Source organism: Moorena sp. SIOASIH, from assembly GCF_010671925.1.
In the GTDB taxonomy this organism is placed as follows: Bacteria; Cyanobacteriota; Cyanobacteriia; order Cyanobacteriales; family Coleofasciculaceae; genus Moorena.
The window spans coordinates 789,716-811,084 of sequence record NZ_JAAHIH010000005.1; the positions used below are offsets into that span (position 1 = coordinate 789,716).

At 46.7% G+C, this 21,369-nt stretch carries 14 protein-coding genes, 1 tRNA gene and 3 rRNA genes; 6 read left to right on the forward strand and 12 right to left on the reverse strand.

Going from position 1 to position 21,369, the window contains the following annotated elements; translation table 11 throughout:
- Positions 1–35: 35 nt before the first annotated feature.
- The 3 genes from F6J90_RS30645 to F6J90_RS30655 form a co-directional block, all read right to left on the reverse strand.
- Positions 36–857, reverse strand: a complete 822-nt coding sequence (locus F6J90_RS30645) for a phytoene/squalene synthase family protein (protein ID WP_293102505.1) — start codon at positions 855–857, stop codon at positions 36–38.
- A gap of 582 nt (positions 858–1,439) precedes the next feature.
- Positions 1,440–2,294: a DUF3598 family protein gene (locus F6J90_RS30650; RefSeq protein ID WP_293102507.1), complete on the reverse strand. Its 855-nt coding sequence runs from the start codon at positions 2,292–2,294 to the stop codon at positions 1,440–1,442.
- 167 nt (positions 2,295–2,461) lie between these two features.
- Positions 2,462–3,373, reverse strand: coding sequence for an ABC transporter permease (locus tag F6J90_RS30655; protein ID WP_293102510.1), 912 nt, complete (start codon positions 3,371–3,373; stop codon positions 2,462–2,464).
- A gap of 898 nt (positions 3,374–4,271) precedes the next feature.
- Between F6J90_RS30655 and def the strand changes: the two genes are divergently transcribed.
- The 4 genes from def to F6J90_RS30675 all read left to right on the forward strand — a co-directional run bounded on the left by def (position 4,272) and on the right by F6J90_RS30675 (position 8,160).
- Entirely contained in the window at positions 4,272–4,835 is a 564-nt protein-coding gene (gene def / locus F6J90_RS30660; RefSeq protein WP_293102513.1) for a peptide deformylase, read from the forward strand.
- 411 nt (positions 4,836–5,246) lie between these two features.
- Positions 5,247–5,450: a hypothetical protein gene (locus F6J90_RS30665; protein ID WP_198953978.1), complete on the forward strand. Its 204-nt coding sequence runs from the start codon at positions 5,247–5,249 to the stop codon at positions 5,448–5,450.
- Positions 5,451–5,833: 383 nt separating this feature from the next.
- Complete coding sequence (locus F6J90_RS30670) at positions 5,834–7,204, forward strand: PrsW family glutamic-type intramembrane protease (protein ID WP_293102516.1); 1,371 nt, start codon at positions 5,834–5,836, stop codon at positions 7,202–7,204.
- Between the two features lie 176 nt (positions 7,205–7,380).
- On the forward strand, positions 7,381–8,160 hold the full coding sequence (locus tag F6J90_RS30675; protein WP_293102519.1) for a pentapeptide repeat-containing protein: 780 nt from the start codon (positions 7,381–7,383) through the stop codon (positions 8,158–8,160).
- 163 nt (positions 8,161–8,323) lie between these two features.
- On the opposite strand, the gene rrf is transcribed toward F6J90_RS30675, so the two are convergent.
- The 4 genes from rrf to F6J90_RS30695 form a co-directional block, all read right to left on the reverse strand.
- Positions 8,324–8,441 (reverse strand): 5S ribosomal RNA (gene rrf / locus F6J90_RS30680).
- An 86-nt stretch (positions 8,442–8,527) separates the two neighbouring features.
- Positions 8,528–11,401, reverse strand: a 23S ribosomal RNA gene (locus F6J90_RS30685).
- Positions 11,402–11,635: 234 nt separating this feature from the next.
- Positions 11,636–11,709, reverse strand: a tRNA-Ile gene (locus tag F6J90_RS30690).
- Positions 11,710–11,822: 113 nt separating this feature from the next.
- Positions 11,823–13,312: ribosomal RNA gene (locus F6J90_RS30695) — 16S ribosomal RNA — on the reverse strand.
- The 16S, 23S and 5S rRNA genes sit together here with 1 tRNA gene alongside, the layout of an rRNA operon.
- 1,016 nt (positions 13,313–14,328) lie before the next feature.
- Here F6J90_RS30695 and glyQ point away from each other — a divergent pair.
- Positions 14,329–15,207 (forward strand): glycine--tRNA ligase subunit alpha, encoded by an 879-nt coding sequence (gene glyQ, locus F6J90_RS30700; protein WP_293102522.1) that lies wholly within the window; start codon positions 14,329–14,331, stop codon positions 15,205–15,207.
- Positions 15,208–15,302: 95 nt separating this feature from the next.
- Here glyQ and F6J90_RS30705 read toward each other — a convergent pair whose 3' ends face one another.
- The 5 genes from F6J90_RS30705 to F6J90_RS30725 form a co-directional block, all read right to left on the reverse strand.
- Complete coding sequence (locus F6J90_RS30705; protein WP_293102525.1) at positions 15,303–16,286, reverse strand: N-acetylmuramoyl-L-alanine amidase-like domain-containing protein; 984 nt, start codon at positions 16,284–16,286, stop codon at positions 15,303–15,305.
- Positions 16,287–16,550: 264 nt separating this feature from the next.
- Complete coding sequence (leuD, locus tag F6J90_RS30710; RefSeq protein ID WP_293102528.1) at positions 16,551–17,153, reverse strand: 3-isopropylmalate dehydratase small subunit; 603 nt, start codon at positions 17,151–17,153, stop codon at positions 16,551–16,553.
- Positions 17,154–17,164: 11 nt separating this feature from the next.
- On the reverse strand, positions 17,165–18,571 hold the full coding sequence (gene leuC / locus F6J90_RS30715) for a 3-isopropylmalate dehydratase large subunit (protein WP_293102530.1): 1,407 nt from the start codon (positions 18,569–18,571) through the stop codon (positions 17,165–17,167).
- A 407-nt stretch (positions 18,572–18,978) separates the two neighbouring features.
- On the reverse strand, positions 18,979–19,671 hold the full coding sequence (locus F6J90_RS30720; protein WP_293102533.1) for a rhomboid family intramembrane serine protease: 693 nt from the start codon (positions 19,669–19,671) through the stop codon (positions 18,979–18,981).
- 177 nt (positions 19,672–19,848) lie between these two features.
- Positions 19,849–20,634, reverse strand: a complete 786-nt coding sequence (locus F6J90_RS30725) for a putative hydro-lyase (protein WP_293102536.1) — start codon at positions 20,632–20,634, stop codon at positions 19,849–19,851.
- A gap of 332 nt (positions 20,635–20,966) precedes the next feature.
- Here F6J90_RS30725 and F6J90_RS30730 point away from each other — a divergent pair, with 332 nt between their 5' ends.
- The gene (locus F6J90_RS30730) at positions 20,967–21,230 is read left to right on the forward strand and encodes a hypothetical protein (RefSeq protein WP_293102539.1); all 264 of its coding nucleotides are present in this window, start codon (positions 20,967–20,969) and stop codon (positions 21,228–21,230) included.
- Positions 21,231–21,369: the final 139 nt, after the last annotated feature.

A 21,369-nucleotide genomic window follows, 5' to 3' on the forward strand; every position in this document is an offset into this window, starting at 1 on the left:
TGCAATGCTTTCGTCCTGAACATTACGATTTAGCACTACCTCGCACTCAACTTCTCAACAATACCAATCACTGCATCACGACTAAGTTTAGCTTGTCCGAGAGCTAAAACATCAAGTGTTGCATGAGCCAAAGCAAGAGGAATTTGACAAAAATTTCTAGCTGGACCTTTGGGAAGATCGTTAGTATAGGCATCAGCTAAAGAAAGATTTCTACGGGCATACCTTTGCATAGTTTCTGAACTCCATCCCTGGGGAAAGAAATCCACGTGACGTGTCAAATCATCAGTTCGATTACGTAGAATGTTAACTGCCTGTAAGCCTCGACCAAAACCAATTGCCTGGTGACGATTTGTTTGGGTTCCATCATACCAAGCCCACAAATCAGAAAGTAATAATCCTACAGAACCAGCAACGCTGAAAGTATAGCCATTCAAATCACCCTCTGTACGAATCTTCCAACCGCACTCAACCCAGTAAGCCATTCTATCTGCCATTGCTGAAGTTGCTTCCCAAATTCGAGGTGCAATGGTTTCTGGTGCTAGAATTGCCCATTCACCAATACGAGTTGTTACCTCTGGAAGTGTTTCGTATTTACTTAAAACGGCAAGAAGTTCATCAGTAGTAGAACTAGCACTATAACCGCCACCCATTGTTTGTAGGTTTAAGCTAATTGTTCTTAACAGCGCTGCTTTGGTAGACTTACTAAGTTGAGGATGATCTTCAATTTCATCAATTGCACGCATGCATAAGTAGGCAGAAGCGACAGCTTCTTGAAGGTCTTTGGGGAGAGTACTAATTGGAATATAAAAAGTCCGACTAGTCTCTTTGAGAATCTCTAAGCTACCTTTATAGGTCATCTTTACCAATCCATATTCCCTATGGGGCAAATTTTAACAAGTTTTTTGGCTCTGACTGAAATTTCAAGGTATTATACCACTTTGATTTATGATTTTATCCATAATGTTTAATTTTGATACAAAATTTTACAAATTTCCCGTAAGTTGCTAGTTACCGCCGTGGAATAGAAACGAGAAAAACCCAAGGGCAACTTTAACCAGTTAACTGGTTAAAAAAGCTATAGCGCTGGTTGAGGTGGAATAGGGAATAGGGAATAGCGCTGCATCACTTTGTTAGATCAATCCACGGTGCGCGCCTCCAAGGCCGTGAGGGATTGCTCACGGCCTTGGGTCGCACCGCTATGTTTACATCTAAAATCAAAATGCTACATAGCATTTCCAAATAGAAAATGAAAGCAAATTTTGATTGCTCATAACATCAAAAAATACTTGTATCTGTTTCTTACTGATCCGAAGTTCCGTGATCCGAAGTTGCCTTTACCGATCAATCCTAATTTCACCTCTCCTTTGAAAACTCTATATATAATATCGATTCAGGTTGACTGAGTTGTAAACAAGCCCACCTACTTCATGCTTGATACTTTATCCTTTTATATAATGCCCAGAAGATACTTTGTGCTCTCTTACCAAAGTAAGACTAACCCATTGCCCTTTATCGTTAAAAGAGCGAATCAGCCGCTGACGTTGGTTAGGTTGCCACAGCCAACCTACTTCTAGGAAGAAAGAATGACCTGGCTTAACCGTTATTGGACAAGTAGATGATGCCCCATCGGGCAATAATAAGACTTGAGTAGAAACAGCACCCTCGTCAAAATACAGAATTGAGCCATCAATCTTAGCGCTAGAGGTGATGGTACGTAATGATTCTTCTGTGCCAAATGTGAGTTGTTGTACTAAGCGGTTACTTTCATGATGCTGAAGTTTAAGGTGAGTAGGATAGATGTCAGGGGATCGCAAATCAGAATAAAGGGTTACTGCCTCTCCACACCACTCTCCGAGCAACTGTTCCAAGGTTAATGCTGGACGTTCTGGTGTATCCGTACCCGCCAGTTTTTCTCGAATTAAGGTCAACTGCTTCAGCTGACTCTCCCTGTTATACAGTTGCACCATCCGCAGGCGACGGTTACCCTCAATCAAGCCAAATTCTGCCCCAAATTCGCCATAAGGAGCCCACTGTAGTGCGCCTTGGGAAAACGCACCAGTGTCAAAGAACATAAGATAGCGATCTAAATGGGTGTATTCCAGAACTCGGTTGAATATAGCTTGTTCAGGTGGCAGATAGCGAAGAGTCAAACGAATTTTTCGGTTATCGTCGAGTCCTTCTATGGTGAGCACAGAGGGAATATCTTTTAACTGTTGCCCTTTTGGTGAGAATGTGGTAAAGGAACCATGCCAACTCCCTTGATTTTGCAAAAAACATTCCCATTGCGATCGCATAAGTAGTCCTTAGTGATTAGCTCTTAGTCATTAGTATCATTAGTTGTTAGTCGTGGGTCATGAGTCTGTCTACTAACCTCCATTCCATAATTCCTCTGTTGGTCTAACCACTTCCCATGACACTAACCACTGACAAAATACCAGAATTAGACCAAATTTTGGTAACCTCATTTCCCGATAGCGATGCTTTCGAGACTAACAGCTAGGCAACTACCGAGCAAACCCACTGAACCCCCCAGAATCAACAGCAGTAATGGTAGCACAACAATTTTAAGTGGGTCCGGTGGCACCACTGTAGCGATAAATTCGATAAAATCAGGTCCAGTCGCTAGCAGATTAGTGAGAAATTGCCGCAGACCGATCAACAAAACCCAGGCTAGGGCTGCCCCAGCTACACCAAAAGTAATTCCTTGCAACATGAACGGCAGATAAATCCAGGATCTGGTTGCCCCAACTAGCTGCATAATCTCAATTTCCTGGCGTCTTGCGATCACAATCAGGCGCATTGTGGTGGTAACAACTGCCACTGCCGTCAGACTGAGAATGGTAGTAATGATCAGACTCACCCAGCCTAAACCATGATGAAGCTGTCGCATTTGTTTGAGAGTCTGATCCATATACTGCACCTCATCTATTCCTGGCAACTGTGACAACTGCTGGGCAAGAATTAGCACATCCTTTGGTTTGCTTACCTTTACCTTCAGTTCATCCACTAGGGGATTCCCTTCCAACTGTTCCGTAGCAGCTGCAATCTCCGAAATTCCCAGTTCCTCAACCAAGGATGCCCAAGCTTTTTCTTTGGAAATGGTTTGAACCGCCATCACCTTGGGCAGTTTCTGAACTGCTGGTAAGACCATTTCTGCCTCAGCCCCTGGTTCGAGATAAACAGCCACTTCTAGTTGACTCCCCAACTGATTGAGTAGCCCACCTAACTGCCAGGAGGCTTGCCAGCTTATACCAAACAGAAACAATAGGACAGTGACCGTGCTAACCGCCGCCCAGTTGCTCCAGCCGCCACGTTGTAGACCTAAGAAAGTTTCCCGCAGCAGGTAGTCCAGTTGAGTGAGAAATTTAAACATAAAAATAACAAGCGAGAGTTAGCCACTTAATTTATTGAGTGGGCGTGGAGCGTGCCGGGATTTATCCCGGCTATCGTGTTAAACTAGAAGAGTAAGTAAGAACAAGGTTGGTCGCGTTGATTTTTTGCGCTTTTCGGTGAGATTCCAGCCAGTAAGAGACGGGGTAGATCCTACTCCTCAAGGAACAGGCAAGTAATGCAGCAAAAAGAGTGATTTATTGCCCTGATTTGTTTGGTACAACCACTCCGAAAGCTATCGTGCAATTAAATTACAAGTAAATCCACAGGTTAACCTTTTTTGGTTAATCCGTTCGCGTAGCGTGGCCAAAGGCCAGGGAGGTAGGGCAGTTTTGAGTCTGCTAAAACAGTACAAACTAGACTTATTTCTAGCCAGTATTGTAAGCGTCGTGGAGCGCGGTTTTAACCCGCGTAACGACACGACTCTTAGAATCCACGTGATTTCAATCCGTGGAGAACTCAAATCCGTCCCTGACTTGGTGTTACTTTTGGGTTCTAACCGATAGAGCTGCTAGTTTCCAGCGTAAAAGAATTGTGGGATACCAAGAAATCACTTGAAACGTACGATTTGAAATAATGCCTACCTATGGGCGACCAGGGAGAGTCAATCAAATCATTACCGCGCAGTTGCCATGCCCTCACTTGGTGTGGGTTACCTTGGCCAGGTTCAGGCAGCGCCTTGTCGCACCGCAGCGAAGCGCGAAGGCTGTTGGGGCGTGGGGCATGATAAACTAAGAAAGCGAGGCAAGACTATAATAATAGACCAACTTAGGCACTCTGTCTTAGGCACTCTGTTTAAGAATCTGTCTGTTGAGTGTTCTAATCCCTTAGCAGCTCTAGTCTAACCCTAACCATAGCCTGACTCACAAGTCGATAACCCCATGACTGCTGAACTTATCGTTGAAAAGAAAAAATTAGAGAATCCACCATTAACAATTCATTATCTAGGCGATCGCGTCCTGCGTCAGCCTGCCAAGCGGGTTGCTAAAGTAGACCACAACATCCGAAAATTAGCTGAGCAAATGCTGCAAACCATGTACAGTGCAGATGGTATTGGTTTGGCAGCCCCTCAGGTCGGAATTAATAAGCAAATAATTGTGGTTGACTGTGAACCTAATAACCAAGATAACCAACCACTGGTATTAATTAACCCAGAAATCAAGAGTTTTGGTAGCACCCCGTGTGATGGCCAGGAAGGTTGTTTGAGCATCCCCGGTGTATATTTAGATGTCACCCGTCCAGACGAAATTGAAGTAGCCTACAAGGATGAGAACGGACGCCCTAGAACCTTAAAGGCGAATGGATTACTATCTCGCGTCATTCAGCATGAGATAGACCATCTTAAAGGAGTGATGTTTGTTGATCGGGTGCAAAATGGTCTAGCCTTGACTGAAGAACTGAATAAGCACGGGTTCTCACCCCAAGCGGTGAAACCAATTAAATAACTATACCAATCTGATTTTATTTGTGCAACCTCTGGTGAGGTCGTCATAGGGTGATGGAAAAGACTATAACAACCTGTTCTTGTTCAATTTTCAATTACGATTGCTATAGTCACAGTTGCTATAGTCACAGTAATCTTTCTACTCCCTTAACCTTCTATTTACTGAACTGTGACTGCTCTTATAAACTTGATCTGAAGTCCGGTTAATCACTTATAATAGGGTTGATCGGATGGGTATAAATTAAAAATTGGCAATTGTCAATCTTCAATTTTAAATTAACTAACACCCAAGCCTGATAAATACTAAAACGCACTAAATATGACCTATTACTTAGAGGTTAGCTCTAATTGATTGGCCCACAGCTAATTTCAATCTTATGATTTCTGATAATAATCTTTAACAAAAAAGCTTATGATGACTCCAAAAAGTGCTCTGTTTTTGATGATTGCCTGTGTGGCTGGGATTGCGGCTGTGGGTTCAATTTTTGAACTTTCCTATGGTGACCCCGAGTTAGGGAAGTTGGTGACTGGAATTATCCTCGCTGCTAGTATTCCTATTGGTGGTCTCTCTTTCTACCTAGCGGTGCTTGATGCCAGGGCGAATATAAAGGGCTAATGATATTTTAAAAAATAGTAGTGAAATTCGTTTGGTGGTGCAATTCCTTTGCTAGAAACCATCGGAAACTGTGGGTGATTAGGATCCAAGGATATACAAAAATGATTGGACAACTGATGACTATCCTGGTGATGTTAATGCAGCCAAAGTAATCCAAAGCCTCTGCTAAGGCGACCGTTGGGCATTTGGGAAGTATGCGAGCGATGCAGCGCGGTCTTGGGGAAAGAAAACCCCCACTCGCGCTTTGCATGGCTGACAGGGTCGATGTTTCCTCTATCTGTGTTGATCGAGAGATCTGCAAAGGAAAGAAACGTTCTTGAAACTAGAATCCCCTGCCGGATTAGCATGGGGAGTGTGAATAACCAATAACGACCAAAGTAGCAATGACTGGTCAAGTTTACAGTGGATTTCTGCGCCAGCTTTCCACTAGTGATAACAAAGAGATACTCGCCCTACTACCCCTTTCTGAATTAGAGGATAACGTCATTGGACGTGACCCTAGCTGTAAAATTTCCTTAGATCCCTATCGCTACGTCAGCGTATCGCGCCGTCATGCGGTAATTAGCCCTCTGACCCCTCTAAAAAATGGCTGTCCCCGCTGGGAAATTTGTGACCTTGATAGTGTGAATGGCACCTATGTGAATGGCGAATATTTGCAGGGTTGTCAGCAATTGCACTCAGGGGATCGGATTGAGTTGGGTCACGATGGTCCAAAATTCATCTTTGAGTGCGAGGTAACTACATCCTTTAATTTACCATCCATCCCATCCCAAACTATTGCCATAGAAAAACCCCTAAAACCGATTAGCAAGATACCAAAGCCTCAGACTGATTATGTCACCTTTACCCAACTGTTTCCCATCTTCTCAACAGGACGGGATTTAAATCAGAAAGCTTTTTTGGCTCCTGGTATCGTGACTGTACTCTTTGTCGTATCAATGTTTGCTGCAGTTGGTCAACCAGTAGTTTTTAATCTGTTGCTAGCTGCCTACTTGGCAGGATTAGCCTATTACTTTGTTTACCAACTTTGTGGCAAACCTAAACCTTGGTGGGTGCTGCTGGGTAGTACTCTATCCACCAGCTTAATCTTGATCAGTCCGCTGCTGCCCCTATTTATCAATATTTTTCGAGGAATTTTACCTGGCGACATACCACAACTAGGTGAAGTTGTCAACTTGACTACTTTATTCATCCGGATGTTTTTTGGTGCTGGGTTAATGGAAGAGTTGCTCAAGGCTATACCTGTGCTGGGATTATATGCTTTGGGACAGTTGCTGCGTACCCCTTGGCGAGAAAGAATTGGTGTCTGGGAACCCCTCGATGGAATTTTATTGGGGACAGCATCAGGGGTGGGATTTACCTTGGTAGAAACCTTAGGGCAATATGTGCCGAATATTATAGACGATGTGATACTGCCAACTACTGAATTGGACGGTCACCTGTTAGGATTGCAGTTGCTGATTCCTCGGGTTCTTGGCTCAGTGGCAGGACACATGGCTTATAGTGGATACTTCGGGTATTTTATTGGGTTAAGCGTCCTCAAACCCCGTAAGCGTTGGCAGATCATAGGCATTGGCTATCTGAATGCTTCTGCTCTGCATGCCTTGTGGAACGCCATGGGATATGTTAATAGTATACTCTTGGCAATAGTTGGGGTTGTGTCCTACGTCTTTTTAACAGCGGCAATTCTCAAAGCAAGGGCACTGTCACCAACGCGATCGCAAAACTTCGCAACCCAATTTTTTAAAAATTAGGGATAATTATGAAAGTTTAAGGTTTAAAGTTTAAGGTTTAAAGTTTAGCATTTAAAGGGGTTTAGAAGTTTAGCCTATCACGTTAACTAAAAACTTTAACCACAACTAGGATTGACAATTCATAATTCATAATTGCTAATTCATAATTAGCAGCTGTTGGAAAAACAATAAATTCCATGAACATCAAACTCACAATTGTCACCACTGCGGCTTTACTAACCACGACCAGCCTCAGCACCATTGCTAAAGCTGAAAATCTAGCTCATACTCAACAGTTACTGTCAACCAAACAGTGTCAAGGCTGTGATTTAACTAGGGTAGGTTTGATTATGGCTGACTTAGTGGGTGCTAATCTCGCTGGGGCTGACTTGAGTCGTGCTAATCTCAGCCGTGCTAATTTGACAGGAGCTGACCTGAGTGGTGCCAATCTCAGTGGTGCTTCTCTCAATGGTGCTAATCTTGCTGGTGCTAATCTTGCTGGTGCTAACTTATTCAGTACTGACCTGAGGGAGGCCTTTTTAGTTAATGCCCAATTGTATGGTGTGAGCTTGAGTAATGCTTATATACAAGGAACCATTGGTATTCCAGATTATGCAGGTACCGCAGAAGACTTCTATGCATGGGGAGTAGTAGAAGCCAAAAGAGGTAACTACAAAACTGCCATTGAGTATTACGACAAAACCTTGAGCATGAAGCCTGACTTTGCTCCAGCTTTTTTGGCTCGTGGTATGGCTCGTTTCCGACTTGGAGAGGAAGTAGCAGCTACCCAAGATGGTACTATTGCTAGTGAACTCTTTAAAGAACAAGGAAATATTCCTGGATACCAGGCGTCACAGAGTTTGGTTAAAGGCATAGAAATTGCCCAAAATTCTGCAACCTCTAAAGGAGGTTCTAATATAGGTAACGCCCTGGCATCGGTTGGGAGCATACTCTTGAGATTTCTTTCTCCGTTTTAAGTTGGTATTTTAAGTGGCTAAATTTTAATAAGTTGCTAAATTTTAGGTGTGGGCTGATGGCCAAGCACAACTATCCCTATTTCCTAGAACTATCGCTATTTCCTAAAATCTAAAACCTCCTCAGGTCAAGATTACCTAAGGAGGTCATAGTCTAAATTAATTATCCTGGCACTGAGCTATTTTAGCAGGCAGCTACCCACCAACTATCTTCGCCGCAGCTACGTTTCACCTCCGAGTTCGGGATGGGATCGGTGTGGTTCCGTAGCGCTATAAGCACCAGGAAGGTAGAATGGGCATCTTGCCCGTTCTGCTTCCGAACCATTAAGATTGCATAGCTAGTGTTTCAAAGCCAAATTTCGATTCAGTTGTGGTCAAGCCCTCGGTCAGTTAGTACGTCTCGGCTTCATCTATTACTAAACTTCCACCTAACGCCTATCAACAGCTGTTCTTGCTGTGACCTTACCTCCTTAACAGAGTGAGAGTACTCATCTTGAGGTGGGCTTCCCACTTAGATGCTTTCAGCGGTTATCCTCTCCGCACTTGGCTACCCAGCGTTTACCGTTGGCACGATAACTGGTACACCAGCGGTGCGTCCCTCCCGGTCCTCTCGTACTAAGGAGGGCTCCTCTCAATACTCTTACGCCTGCACCGGATATGGACCGAACTGTCTCACGACGTTCTGAACCCAGCTCACGTACCGCTTTAATGGGCGAACAGCCCAACCCTTGGGACGTACTTCCGCCCCAGGTTGCGATGAGCCGACATCGAGGTGCCAAACCTCCCCGTCGATGTGAACTCTTGGGGGAGATCAGCCTGTTATCCCTAGAGTAACTTTTATCCGTTGAGCGACGGCCCTTCCACTCAGTACCGTCGGATCACTAAGGCCGACTTTCGTCCCTGCTTGACTTGTTGGTCTCGCAGTCAAGCTCCCTTCTGCCTTTGCACTCTTCGGCTGATTTCCAACCAGCCTGAGGGAACCTTTGCGCGCCTCCGTTACCTTTTTGGAGGCGACCGCCCCAGTCAAACTGCCCACCTGAAACTTTCCCCGAACCGGCTTACGGTCTCGGGTTAGAATCCTAGCTTCGTCAGAGTGGTATCTCACCGTCGGCTCCCATGCCCCCACGAGGGCATGTTCTTCACCTCCCACCTATCCTGCGCAGACCAAGCCCGAACCCAATCCCAGGCTACAGTAAAGCTTCATAGGGTCTTTCTGTCCAAGTGCAGGTAGTCCGTATCTTCACAGACATTCCTATTTCGCCGAGCCTCTCTCCGAGACAGTCTCCAGATCGTTACGCCTTTCGTGCGGGTCGGAACTTACCCGACAAGGAATTTCGCTACCTTAGGACCGTTATAGTTACGGCCGCCGTTCACCGGGGCTTCGGTCGCTAGCTACGGTTTCCCTCACCAGCTTCCTTAACCTTCCGGCACTGGGCAGGCGTCAGCCCCCATACTGCGTCTTGCGACTTCGCGGAGACCTGTGTTTTTGATAAACAGTCGCCTGGAGCTCTTCACTGCGACCACCTCTCGGTGGTACCCCTTCTCCCGAAGTTACGGGGCCATTTTGCCGAGTTCCTTAGAGAGAGTTACCTCGCGCCCCTTAGTATTCTCTACCACCCCACCTGTGTCGGTTTCGGGTACAGGCATCAACAGTTTATGAGACTTCGGGCTTTTCTGGGAAGCCTGACTGCCATCACTTCCCCGCCTTAGCGGGTCGGACTCACCACTCAGCTCAGAACGTTTTCTCCGTTCCTCTTCACCTCGTTGGCTTGCACCGGGACTACCATTCCCCGGCTGATGCTTAGCCTTCTCCGTCCCCCGGTCTCAACTGCTGATGGTACGGGAATGTTAACCGGTTTGCCATCGACTACGCCTTTCGACCTCGCCTTAGGTCCTGACTAACCCTCCGTGGACGAGCCTTCCAGAGGAACCCTTAGGGTTTCGGGGCATTGGATTCTCACCAATGTTTGCGCTACTCAAGCCGACATTCTCACTTCTAAGCTGTCCACACCTGCTTGCCGCTAGTGCTTCTCCCTACTTAGAACGCTCCCCTACCGATATTTCTATCCCACAGCTTCGGCATCGTCCTTAGCCCCATTCATTTTCGGCGCAGGAGCGCTTGACCAGTGAGCTATTACGCACTCTTTCAAGGATGGCTGCTTCTAGGCAAACCTCCTGGTTGTCTTTGCACTCCCACCTCCTTTCTCACTTAGGACGCATTTTGGGGCCTTAGCTGGTGGTCTGGGCTGTTTCCCTCTTGACGATGAAGCTTATCCCCCACCGTCTCACTGGTTGGGCCGACACCTGGTATTCTTAGTTTGTCTCGATTTGGTACCGCTCTCGCAGCCCGCACCGAAACAGTGCTTTACCCCCAGGCTTTTCCCAACCGCTGCGCCTCAACGCATTTCGGGGAGAACCAGCTAGCTCCGGGTTCGATTGGCATTTCACCCCTAACCACACCTCCTCCGCCGATTTTTCAACATCGGTCGGTTCGGACCTCCACTTAGTGTCACCCAAGCTTCATCCTGGACATGGTTAGATCACCCGGGTTCGGGTCTACAACCAGTGACTAACGCCCTTCTCAGACTCGCTTTCGCTTTGGCTTCGAGTTTCTCCCTCTTAACCTGCCACTGGCTGTAAGTCGCCGGCTCATTCTTCAACAGGCACACGGTCAGACGTTTAATCGTCCTCCCATTGCTTGTGGGCTAACGGTTTCAGGTTCTATTTCACTCCCCTCCCGGGGTTCTTTTCACCTTTCCCTCGCGGTACTGTTTCCCTATCGGTCACACAGGAGTATTTAGCCTTACGAGGTGGTCCTCGCTGATTCACACGGGATTCCACGTGCCCCGTGCTACTCGGGATCCAGCTGACAACTTTCCACTTTCGACTACAGGACTTTCACCTTCTCTGGTGCAGTATTCAGCTGCTTGATCTAGTTTCCGGTTACCGTTATGCTGTCCCACTACCCCACCAGCATTGCTGATGGTTTAGGCTGTGCCCCTTTCGCTCGCCGCTACTGAGGGTATCGCTTTTGCTTTCTTTTCCTCCAGCTACTAAGATGTTTCAGTTCGCTGGGTTCGCTCGTACTGACCTATTGATTCAGTCAGCCGTTTTTGGGTTGCCCCATTCGGAAATCTCCGGATCTCTGCTCGTTTCCAGCTCCCCGAAGCTTATCGTCGGTCACCACGTCCTTCTTCGCCTCTGTGTGCCTAGGTATCCACCGTTAGCCTTTTGTAGCTTGACCATATTAGTTCTTTTTTACCGCTTATGTTACAGGCGGTCAGCCTGTTCCACAGTTTTGCTCGCGGCTCGACTTTTTGGCTTTTCTACACTTCGCTATGCAATTTTCTTGGTTCTTTACTGGACTCAAAGTCCAGCATCCTGAACTGGCTTTTTTCCCTAGTTCCGGTGCTGTTCTTCTTTACCGTCCTCTTTTTCTTGGCTTTGATTGCTATCCACCTGAACTTTAATTAAGATGTGGGCCATCCTGGACTCGAACCAGGGACCTCACCCTTATCAGGGGTGCGCTCTAACCACCTGAGCTAATAGCCCATTACCGAACCATCACTAGTTTGAGAGCCTAGTCTTCTACCCTTCGACCTCGGTTGACCTGATTACCACTCCAGCCTCTTTGACTTAGAGTCGGTCTCAGTGGGTCTCCCTGTAAAGGAGGTGATCCAGCCACACCTTCCGGTACGGCTACCTTGTTACGACTTCACCCCAGTCACCAACCCTGCCTTCGGCATCCCCCTCCCAAAAGGGTTAGGGTAACGACTTCGGGCGTGGCCAGCTTCCATGGTGTGACGGGCGGTGTGTACAAGGCCCGGGAACGGATTCACCGCCGTATTCTGACCGGCGATTACTAGCGATTCCTCCTTCATGCCGGCGAGTTGCAGCCGGCAATCTGAACTGAGGCCAGGTTTGATGAGATTAGCTCCCCCTTGCGAGTTGGCTGCCCTTTGTCCTGACCATTGTAGTACGTGTGTCGCCCAGGGCGTAAGGGGCATGCTGACTTGACGTCATCCCCACCTTCCTCCGGTTTGTCACCGGCAGTCTCTCTAGAGTGCCCACCACCACGTGCTGGCAACTAAAGACGAGGGTTGCGCTCGTTGCGGGACTTAACCCAACATCTCACGACACGAGCTGACGACAGCCATGCACCACCTGTGTTCGCGCTCCCGAAGGCACTCCCAGCTTTCACCGGGATTCGCGACATGTCAAGCCCTGGTAAGGTTCTTCGCGTTGCATCGAATTAAACCACATACTCCACCGCTTGTGCGGGCCCCCGTCAATTCCTTTGAGTTTCACACTTGCGTGCGTACTCCCCAGGCGGGATACTTAACGCGTTGGCTTCGGCACAGCTTGGGTCGATACAAGCTACACCTAGTATCCATCGTTTACAGCTAGGACTACTGGGGTATCTAATCCCATTCGCTCCCCTAGCTTTCGTCCCTCAGTGTCAGGTGCAGTCCAGTAGAGCGCCTTCGCCACCGATGTTCTTCCCGAAATCTACGCATTTCACCGCTACACCGGGAATTCCCTCTACCCCTACTGCCCTCTAGTTCCTCAGTTTCCACTGCCTGCCCAGAGTTAAGCCCTGGTCTTTAACAGCCGACTTGAGGTACCACCTACGGACGCTTTACGCCCAATAATTCCGGATAACGCTTGCATCCTCCGTATTACCGCGGCTGCTGGCACGGAGTTAGCCGATGCTTGTTCCTCAGGTACCGTCACTTTCTTCTTCCCTGATCAAAGAGGTTTACAACCCAAAAGCCTTCCTCCCTCACGCGGTATTGCTCCGTCAGGCTTTCGCCCATTGCGGAAAATTCCCCACTGCTGCCTCCCGTAGGAGTCTGGGCCGTGTCTCAGTCCCAGTGTGGCTGCTCATCCTCTCAGACCAGCTACTGATCGTTGCCTTGGTAGGCTTTTACCCTACCAACTAGCTAATCAGACGCGAGCTCCTCTTATGGCAATAAATCTTTCACCTCTCGGCACATCCGGTATTAGCCACTGTTTCCGGTGGTTGTCCCCGACCCTAAGGCAGATTCTCACGCGTTACTCACCCGTCCGCCACTCCCCCGAAGGGGCGTTCGACTTGCATGTGTTAAGCATACCGCCAGCGTTCATCCTGAGCCAGGATCAAACTCTCCATGGTACTCAAGTTGTTTTTTTTCTTTCCTGGACTCTCCGTCAACTTAAACCGTTAACTTTGAACCAGTTCGGAATTTTAGGTTTTAGTTTTGGCCAATCTGTCCTATAATGAGGTCAGATTAACCTGAAAATTTCTTGACGAGTAGCGACCGTATATTGGCTCTCAAACTATAGATTTTTCTTGGTTCGGGGCGGTGCGGTGCGCTTGGCTTTCCTCATCGCCATTTACTAATGTAAAGGGTAAAAAAGCGTTTGTCAACCTAAAACCGAAACTTTTTTGGTTATGAATCCTTGAAGCCTAGGTATGGCAAGGGTTTTGGTATTTAAAAATTTTTTTTTTGAATCCATTTTGGAGGTCTGAGCACGGCAAGAGGGGAAAGCTCTCAGGTCACAGGGGTGGGTTCGTTAGAGTTGGGTCAGGAGTCGGAAGTCGGGAGCGGTGCGACCCGTGGCGAATTTAATTCGACGACTTTAAGCGCACGCCCTGGGAGTCGTGAGAATTATTTCGGGAATTTTTGTATATCTTAGATACATACCTGGTGACGGGCGTGTATGTCGATCCTGCCTGTAAGTGCGGATTGGGATAACTGCTCCGATGCTCCTGAGTGAAACGGGAAATTCACCTGGATTTACGGTAATTGTCCAGGATTAATCGGTAAGTAGTGGCTGTTCCCATTCAGAGGCAAGATTAGTGAACAGCCCTTTGCACTGGCACCATGAAATCCATTGTTGAACAACTTACTAAGCTAGCTCTGACAAGGCATTTGCGCCAGAATAAATTATAGGGATGCAGGGTGGTCTTGGGGAGAAAATGGCTTGATTATGGGGTTTAACCCATTAGCAACTGGCCTGGTTTCCACGGGGCTTACAAGGTGCGTTTACTTAGTGTCTCTGTTCGTGCAGCGTCTCCAAAGGAGAAAGGAGAATCACGGCGTGACCCATACAGCCCCTCCCCACTCGCCCTTTGCATCAAGAAATGTCTTGGCCATAAGTTACCGTTACTAAACACTGGAGGTGTAAGTGAATTTTCAATCAGTGATTGCAACATTGAATCAATTCTGGGCAAAACATGGTTGCTTGATTGCCCAGTCCTACGATACCGAGAAAGGAGCAGGGACCATGAGTCCTCATACATTCTTGAGAGCTATTGGTCCAGAACCCTGGTCAGTTGCTTATGTTGAACCATGCCGAAGACCCACCGATGGACGCTACGGCGAAAACCCAAATCGCTACCAGCACTACTACCAATACCAAGTACTGATCAAGCCGTCACTGAATAATATTCAAGACATTTACCTAGATTCCCTCAAAGCCTTAGGTATTTGTCCTGAAGACCATGACATTCGCTTTGTTGAAGACAATTGGGAATCTCCTACCCTAGGGGCTTGGGGAGTTGGCTGGGAAGTCTGGTTAGATGGCATGGAAATTACTCAATTTACCTACTTCCAACAGTGTGGTGGCATTGATTGTCGTCCTGTACCCATTGAGATCACCTATGGTTTGGAACGATTAGCTATGTATCTCCAGGAAGTAGAGGCTTTTACTAAAATCCAGTGGAATGACCAAATTAGCTATGGAGATGTTCACCTTCAGGGAGAAGTTGAACAATGTACTTATAATTTTGAATCCTCTAACCCAGATTTGCTGTTCACGCTATTTGGTCTTTATGAGCAAGAGGCAGAACAACTAAGCAAAGGAGGACTTGTTATGCCTACACTAGACTACGTTCTGAAGTGTTCTCACACTTTCAACTTACTGGACGCTAGGGGTGTGATTTCAGTGACTGAGCGCACTCGTTATATCGGTAGAATTCGCAATCTAGCCAGGCGAGTGGCTCAACTCTATTTGCAACAACGGGAGATGTTAGGGTTCCCGCTGAATAAACAGACCATAGCTTGAATCTATAACAGAAAGAGCCTGACCCAATCGGTAGCAGCAAGGCATTCCTACCAGTAATCACGACTGAGAGCCTATTCGCCACCGCTAATACCTGTTCATTTTGAATTTGGAATTGCTGGATCAACGGGTCGAGCCACTACAATCCCGAGGGAATGTCTAACATGTCTGGCATACCTTTGTAAATCACGGGCAATGGTGACTCTACCAGCAGGTGATGCATGAATAAAACCGATATTCCCGTCAGCAGTACGATACACTAACCCAGTGTGGGTGACATCTAGACCAGGAATAGTAGTAGCAATGCCAATGATATCCCCTGGTTTAAGTTGACTATAGGCTTTCCTAATCTGATCATGGGGAATGAAATTAACAGTTGTCTGCTTCAGATTAGCTTCCATAGCTACAATACACTGGTACTTGGCCTCATCCCTGACTAAAGATGGGTACTTACCCCTGTGTTTACTCATGTAGTTGAGGGTTTTCTGGCGGGATACTCCTCCTAAATCTAGCGCTATGTTTTTAACTGTGCCCCTTCTCTGATTGTCATCAATCCATTGAGAGAAATAGTGTAATCGGCTGCAATAGCCATTTAGATTACCATCCCCATAACGCTGGTCAAGAAGGTGATTGACAAAGGTCTGCTGAGAATAATCTTTTAGGGCTATCCCTCGCGCTAGGGCTAGAATGGTTTCCACAAAAAGGACGCAGTCAAATTCATTGAGGGTGATAACTAGGGTTTCTTGGCTGGCTTGGTCTAATAAGTGAGCTTTGTAGCTTGCGCCCTGAAATTGCTGTGCGATCGCTTGCATGATCTCTGGCAGCGGAAGCTCAGACAAGTGGTTTGCGATCGCATAGTCCATCACCTGCTCGAAACGCTTTTTATCTGCTGGGTCACTAATTTCTGGTAGGGGAAATTGGGCTATCATCAGTGACTCAGCCCTATCCTTTAATGATTCGGATATAGTGCTAGTAATTAATTTGCTAGTGATTAATGGTTTATGGCCTACTTGACCAGATTCTGACTCAACAGTAGCTTGAGATACTAAACCCGAAGCCACACAACACGTGAGTATATACAAAACCGCAGTTAGCCTCAAGCTTTCTTTCATTATTCAACCTAAAACCTTTAACCCAATTTATTTAAAGCAAAGGCAACAGGCAACAGGCAATAGGCAAGAGTTAATCAACTAGCGCTGCATCAAGACATAGAAGGATTTTGGGTAAGGTCAAAAACGCTAATTATTGTTTGTATAGGAATCCTAGATGAATTGTGATAATTTTTGATGCCATATTCCCTACTCCCTACTGCCTGTTCCCTGTTCCCTATTCCCTGTTCCCTTTGCTTAAGAAACAACTCCCCAATCCATATAAGGCAATCTAGCTGCTGTAGCTCGAATTGCTTCTACTTGAGCAACTAGTTGTCCACAAGTATCCCAAGTCCCAGTCAGTAGCATGTTTCTTGGTCCATCCTCCATAAACACAGAAGCCTGCAACTCACCACAATAGACTTGCATCTCTTCCAAATCCAAGGTCATGGGAATTTCAGGATTCTCATGGAGGCTTGTCTGTAATTGCTTGACGGTTTCCGAGTCAGCGGTCACACAGGGAAGCCCCATCGCCAAGCAGTTCCCAAAAAAGATTTCGGCAAAACTCTCTCCGACAATCCCTTGAATCCCCCATCTAGCGATCGCTTGAGGGGCATGTTCCCGTGAAGACCCACAGCCAAAGTTCCCATTTACTACTAAAACCGTTGCACCTTGATACTGGGGTTGGTCAAAGGGATGTTGCCCGTTAGCTTGAGCACGGTCATCAACAAACACCTGTTGTCCAAGACCATCAAAGGTCACACAGCGCAAAAATCGAGCTGGGATAATCCGGTCGGTGTCGATATCATTCCCTACTACAGGAATTCCTGTTCCGGTAATCGTCTTTACTTCACTACTCATCAGACCTGCTCCTAAACCATCAACTCCCGAACATCAGCCACTGCCCCTTTAACCGCTGCAGCTACAACCATTGCTGGACTCATCAACAATGTCCGTCCTGTGGCAGACCCCTGACGACCTTTAAAATTGCGGTTAGAAGAGGAAGCACTAATCTGACTCCCTTGGAGTTTGTCAGGATTCATTGCCAAACACATCGAGCATCCAGGCTCTCGCCACTCAAACCCAGCCTCCACAAAGACTTGATCGAGTCCTTCTGCTTCTGCTTCTTGCTTGACCCGTTCCGAACCTGGAACCACAAAGGCTTTGACTCCTTCAGCCACGTGATGACCTTTAGCAAATTTAGCCGCTTCTCGCAGGTCAGTCAGTCTACCATTGGTGCAGCTACCGATAAAACACACATCCACCTTTGTGCCTTGAATCTCTGTGCCTGGAGTTAGCTGCATGTACTCATAGGCTTGTTGTGCGATCGCTCTTTCTGTTTCTGGCAAATTCTCCGGTATCGGAATAGTTTCATTAACGGCAATTCCTTGACCCGGTGTAATCCCCCAGGTCACTGTAGGCGCAATGTCCGCCGCCTCAAACCTAACCACATCATCATATACCGCATCTTGATCGGACCGGATACTGTTCCACCAAGCCACCGCCTGATCCCAATCTGCGCCCTTGGGAGCAAAATCTTTGCCCTTAAGATAATCAAACGTTACCTGATCCGGGTTAACGTAGCCGCACCGAGCTCCCCCCTCGATCGACATATTACACACAGTCATCCGTCCTTCCATCGACATCTGCTCAAAGGTAGTACCAGCATATTCATAGGCATAGCCAACTCCACCTTTGACCCCCAACTTACGAATGATGTGTAAGATCACATCTTTCGGGTAAACTCCTGGGGGTAAACTACCATTCACCTCTATTTTGCGAACCTTAAGCTTAGACAATGCCAAGGTTTGGGATGCTAAGACATCACGGACTTGAGAAGTACCAATGCCAAATGCGATCGCACCAAACGCACCATGAGTCGAAGTATGGGAATCTCCACAGGCCACCGTCATGCCTGGCTGAGTCAACCCTTGTTCTGGAGCAATCACATGGACAATGCCCTGATTGCCAGAGCCGATATTATAAAATCGAATCCCAAACTCCTTACTACTGTTTTCCAACGCTTGCATCATCTCCTCTGCCAAGACATCAGCAAAGGGACGAGCTTGGTTTTCCGTCGGAACAATATGGTCTACCGTTGCCACAGTTCGTTCTGGAAACAGCACCTTCAATCCCCGTTCCCGCAGCATCGCAAAGGCTTGGGGACTGGTAACCTCGTGAATTAAGTGTAAACCAATAAATAGTTGAGTCTGACCCGAAGGCAACGTGCCAACACTATGTAAATCCCAAACTTTGTCAAACAGTGTTCTCGCGCTCATTTAGAAAAGGCTTCTTACCTGGAATCCAAGACTGGGGTAATAGATTTTATCCCCAGATTCTACATTTTATTCTAAAATATGTTATTTTAAACACATATTTGACAATCTTGGTAAAAAAATTAACAGCGTCCCCATAAGTATTCAGCTATCAGCTATCAGCTTATGGGCTACATCACAGCGCTTGTGGCCTGTGCCACGGTACTTGAGGTGCCATTAGCGATCAGGATTTAGCTTATGGGCTATGGGCAACCTACGATAACAGCTTTTGAATAAAACCAGTGAATAAAACCGGTAAGCATTTGTTTAATCTGTGTTACGGAAAGCTGACTGCTGACTGCTGACCGCTGACCGCTGACTGCTGACTGCTGACTGCTGACCGCTGAATGCTTACGCCTCCCCACCAATGACTAATCATCAAATAAACCTAAGATTGGACCAAGGATAGCTCCGAACACAAATCCACCAGCATGGGCCCAGTAAGCAATTCCCCCCCCCTCCATTCCCACCTGAGCCTGAGCTCCGAGACTGGCTATGCCATTAAACGCTTGCTGTAAAAACCAAAACCCTAGATAAAATACAGCTGGTATCCTAGCCACGAAAAATATGAAAAATAGGGGCACTAGAGTCAGGATTTTGGCATTAGGAAACCTGAGAATATAGGCACCCATAACTCCAGCAATTGCTCCACTAGCTCCTAAAGCCGGAATAAGAGATAGAGCTGAGAAAAACCATTGGGCTAACGCGGCTAAAGCCCCACAAGTGAGATAAAAAATTAAGAACCTTATCCCTCCAAGTTTTTCTTCAATGTTGTTACCAAAAATCCACAAAAATAACATATTGGAGCCAACATGAAGAAACCCAGCATGGAGAAATTGGGATGTTATCAGAGTCAAGGGTTCTGGCACAGGTTGGCCTACAGGAATACCATCGAAGCTAGCGGTTAACTCCCTAGGTACCACAGCATAAAGCCTAAAAAACGTGTCGAGTTCTGGTTTATTTAAGCTAAGTTCATAGATAAAGACTAAAATATTAATAGCAATCAGGAGCAAAGTAATATATGGCGTGATTGTGATTGGGTTTTCGTCTCTTAGGGGTACCATAAGTCGTTTTTATTTTATGAGTTCACCGAAATAGTCACACCAGATTCTAAAGGAAGTTTACAAAATTAACTAATTTTTTATATTTTGGTAAGCAGTCAGCAGTCAGCCCCCATCTATGGTCACAGTTTTCTCAATTTGACTAAAAATAAGCAGTTTTATGATTAAATAAGTGAAAGTCTAGGGAACGACTAAAGACTCATCTTGAATATCCGTGATCAACATATGCCCTGGAGCGTGGGTAATCGCTATCTCTGGTTTTGCTTGACCAAGGGCAATTTGAGTTGTCACACCACAAGCCCAGAATACTGGAATTTCCCCCTCCTCAATTGTAACAGCATCCCCAAAATCAGGAGAATTGAGATTAGAAATACCAATTAAATCCGGTTCTCCTAGATGAACCGGTGCGCCATGGGCTTTCGGATAACGACTGGTAATCTTGACCGCTTGAATCGCTTCACCCGCCGATAAAGGACGCATTGAGACGACCAAGCAACTGGAAAAAACCCCTGCGGACAAGCAAGAAAGGCTAGTTGTATACATCGGAACATTTTTGCCTTCTTCGATATGTCTAACAGGTAAACCAGCTTTCAAAAGAGCCGATTCAAAGGAAAACGAGCAACCAATTACAAAAGCCACAAAATCATCGCGCCAATATTCCCTGATATCTGTTACCTCCTCCACCAGTTCACCCTGACGGAAAATATTGTAACGTGGTAAATCAGTTCTCAAGTCGGAGCCAGGAGCAACTATCCGGGCTTCATGTTCTCCTACATCAGTCACATCTAATAAAGGACAAGGCTTAGGATTGCGATGGCAAAACAGCAGAAAGTCGAACGCTAAAGACTTCGGTAATACGACTAAATTGGCTTGGACATATCCCGATGCTACACCGGGGGTAGGTGTGTGAAATTCGCCCAAGCGACATAGATGACGGATGTGGGCTGGTGTTAAGGATGAGTCCATGAAGATGTCGAATAAGATGTGGAATGCTTGTAGCGAAGGTTATTGTAGAAATCTTTAGGTAAATGTGATGCTGATTCTTGGATAGGACTTACGCAGCCGAAACGAAAAATCAAGGAGCCAATAGGGAACTTGGGCTCAGGGAAGGGGAAATAGAGAATTACAGACGTTTTACACCTCTGGGTGCTTCAGTCCGCTGAGATAGCAATCCAACTTGAGTTGTGAACTATAGCTCAGCTGATTGAGGAGTGCTATTTTTGGGGTTGCTGAATCTTTGAATGAATATTCGTAGAGTGGGCATCCTGCCCGCCCCACAATCTAATGAAACGGGCAAGATGCCCATTCCACGGCAAGATGCCCATTCCACGGCAAGATGCCCATTCCACGGCAAGATGCCCATTCCACGGCAAGGTGCCCATTCCACGGCAAGATGCCCATTCCACGGCAAGATGCCTATTCCACGGCAAGATGCCCATTCCACGGCAAGATGCCCATTCCACGGCAAGATGCCCATTCTACGGCAAGATGCCTATTCCACAGGTGCGACCCAAGGCCGCGAGGGATTGCTCGCGGCCTTGGAGGCGCGCACCTACTCTTAAAATCATTCCTTAGTTCAGCAACGCCAAAAATAGGGGGTTGCTGAACTAAGGAATAATATCAAGTCTAGTTGGGTCAGTGACCACTTAGCACTTACCACTTAGTACTTACCACTTAGCACTTACCAGTTATCCTCAATCA

Excerpts from the sequence above, each read along its gene's own strand:
- F6J90_RS30730 (WP_293102539.1), top strand. The coding sequence starts at position 20,967 with ATGCCCATTCCACGGCAAGATGCCCATTCCACGGCAAGATGCCCATTC.
- leuC (WP_293102530.1), bottom strand. The coding sequence starts at position 18,571 with ATGAGCGCGAGAACACTGTTTGACAAAGTTTGGGATTTACATAGTGTT.
- F6J90_RS30720 (WP_293102533.1), bottom strand. The coding sequence starts at position 19,671 with ATGGTACCCCTAAGAGACGAAAACCCAATCACAATCACGCCATATATT.
- F6J90_RS30675 (WP_293102519.1), top strand. The coding sequence starts at position 7,381 with ATGAACATCAAACTCACAATTGTCACCACTGCGGCTTTACTAACCACG.
- F6J90_RS30645 (WP_293102505.1), bottom strand. The coding sequence starts at position 857 with ATGACCTATAAAGGTAGCTTAGAGATTCTCAAAGAGACTAGTCGGACT.
- F6J90_RS30670 (WP_293102516.1), top strand. The coding sequence starts at position 5,834 with ATGACTGGTCAAGTTTACAGTGGATTTCTGCGCCAGCTTTCCACTAGT.
- F6J90_RS30650 (WP_293102507.1), bottom strand. The coding sequence starts at position 2,294 with ATGCGATCGCAATGGGAATGTTTTTTGCAAAATCAAGGGAGTTGGCAT.
- F6J90_RS30655 (WP_293102510.1), bottom strand. The coding sequence starts at position 3,373 with ATGTTTAAATTTCTCACTCAACTGGACTACCTGCTGCGGGAAACTTTC.
- def (WP_293102513.1), top strand. The coding sequence starts at position 4,272 with ATGACTGCTGAACTTATCGTTGAAAAGAAAAAATTAGAGAATCCACCA.
- leuD (WP_293102528.1), bottom strand. The coding sequence starts at position 17,153 with ATGAGTAGTGAAGTAAAGACGATTACCGGAACAGGAATTCCTGTAGTA.
- F6J90_RS30725 (WP_293102536.1), bottom strand. The coding sequence starts at position 20,634 with ATGGACTCATCCTTAACACCAGCCCACATCCGTCATCTATGTCGCTTG.
- F6J90_RS30665 (WP_198953978.1), top strand. The coding sequence starts at position 5,247 with ATGATGACTCCAAAAAGTGCTCTGTTTTTGATGATTGCCTGTGTGGCT.